The 431-nt window shown below is 69.1% G+C and carries 1 protein-coding gene; it reads right to left on the minus strand.

The genetic code is table 11. The annotated features are described in order from the left end of the window. Positions 1–431, minus strand: a 431-nt coding sequence (locus AC2JF9_RS09560; RefSeq protein WP_500727313.1) for a hypothetical protein, incomplete at both ends; no start/stop codon positions are given.

The following is a 431-nucleotide window of genomic DNA, read 5'->3' on the forward strand; positions in this document are numbered from 1 at the left end:
GTCGTAGCCGAGGCTGGCGAGCTGCTTGGCCGCGTCGTCCTTCCCGGCGGCCGCGACCGGGACGGAAAGGTTGCGCAGGGACAGGCGAAGGTCCGTCGGAATCCCCTCGACAGGCTTGTCGGCCAGGAGCTCGAGGGTACCGAGCGAGACCTGCGTCGCTTCGGCTCCGGACTTGCCCTCCGCCTTCATCTCGACCTCGATCCCGCTCAGCCGAACCGACCCGATCGTCGGGAGGAGGCGGCGCATTTCTCCCGGGGTGAGTTCGCTCTTCCCGGAGAGCTCCCGGGCGGCCTTCAAGGCGGCTCCCGTCGAGATCCCGCCGAGACTGAACGTCGCGATGCGGACACGGCCATCCTGGTCGCCGACATCGATCCCCTCGATGCGAAACTCGCCGGAGCCGGTATAGGCGACCCGGCTGATCCGTCCCGCGG

It is taken from the genome of Lactobacillus sp. C449L, from assembly GCF_059900815.1.